2 protein-coding genes are annotated in these 1,198 nt (G+C 64.2%); both read left to right on the top strand.

The features are described 5' to 3' along the window. Window positions 1-566 (top strand): Mu transposase domain-containing protein (locus tag MJ601_RS21750; RefSeq protein ID WP_491572948.1); only part of this gene is annotated, 566 nt, incomplete at its 5' end. After that, on the top strand, window positions 556-1,198 hold a 643-nt coding region (istB, locus tag MJ601_RS21755; RefSeq protein WP_242130479.1), incomplete at its 3' end, for an IS21-like element helper ATPase IstB. The genes MJ601_RS21750 and istB, both read left to right, overlap by 11 nt.

Below are 1,198 nucleotides of genomic sequence, written 5' to 3' on the forward strand. Positions count from 1 at the left end.
CGCCAACCTGTCTGATCCACCTGGAACGCAACCGTTACAGCGTGCCGGCGTCCTTCGCCAATCGGCCCGTCAGCCTGCGGGTCTATCCCGATCGCTTCCTGGTTGTGGCGGAAGGACAGGTGATATGCGAGCACCGGCGTATCATCGACCGATCCCATGATGGTCCCGGCCACACCGTCTATGACTGGCGCCATTATCTGGCGGTGGTCCAGCGTAAGCCCGGCGCCCTGCGCAACGGTGCCCCGTTCCTCGAACTCCCGGATGCCTTCCAGCGGCTGCAACGGCATCTGCTGCGCAATCCCGGCGGCGACAGGGAAATGGTCGAAATCCTGGCCCTCGTTCTCCATCATGATGAAGGGGCCGTGCTGGCGGCGGTCACCATGGCGCTGGATGCAGGCGTTCCGACCAAGACGCACATCCTCAACCTGCTGCACCGGCTGCTCGATGGAAAACCGCTCTCGACGCCGCCGGTGACGGCGCCACAGGCGTTGAGGCTGGTCAGTGAGCCGATGGCCAATGTCGAACGCTACGATGCCCTGCGCCGGGAGAACCGTCATGCGTCATGATCCTGCCACCGGCGCCCTCGTCGTGATGCTGCGCGGCCTGAAAATGCCCGGCATGGCCCAGGCCGTGACCGACCTCATGCAGCAGGGATCGCCCGCCTTCGAGGCGGCGGTGCCAATCCTCTCCCAACTGCTGAAAGCCGAGACGGCCGAACGAGAGGTGCGGTCCGTGGCCTATCAGCTCAAGGTCGCGCGGTTCCCAGCCTATCGTGATCTGGCGGGCTTCGACTTTGCCAGCAGCGAGGTGAATGAGGCGCTGGTGCGCCAGTTGCATCGATGCGACTTTATCGATGTCGCCGACAATGTGGTGCTGGTCGGCGGCCCGGGCACCGGCAAAACCCATGTCGCCACGGCGCTGGGCGTTCAGGCCATCGAGCATCATCGAAAGCGGGTCCGCTTCTTCTCCACGGTCGAGCTGGTCAATGCCCTGGAACAGGAAAAGGCGCAAGGACGCGCCGGGCAGATCGCCAACCGGCTCGTGCACTCCGACCTCGTCGTCCTCGATGAGCTGGGCTACCTGCCGTTCAGTGCCTCCGGCGGCGCGCTGCTCTTCCACCTGCTGAGCAAATTATACGAGCGCACCAGCGTCATCATCACCACCAACCTGAGCTTCAGTGAATGGGCCACCGTCTTCG

The organism is Sphingobium trunci, assembly GCF_022664535.1.
Lineage (GTDB): Bacteria > Pseudomonadota > Alphaproteobacteria > Sphingomonadales > Sphingomonadaceae > Sphingobium.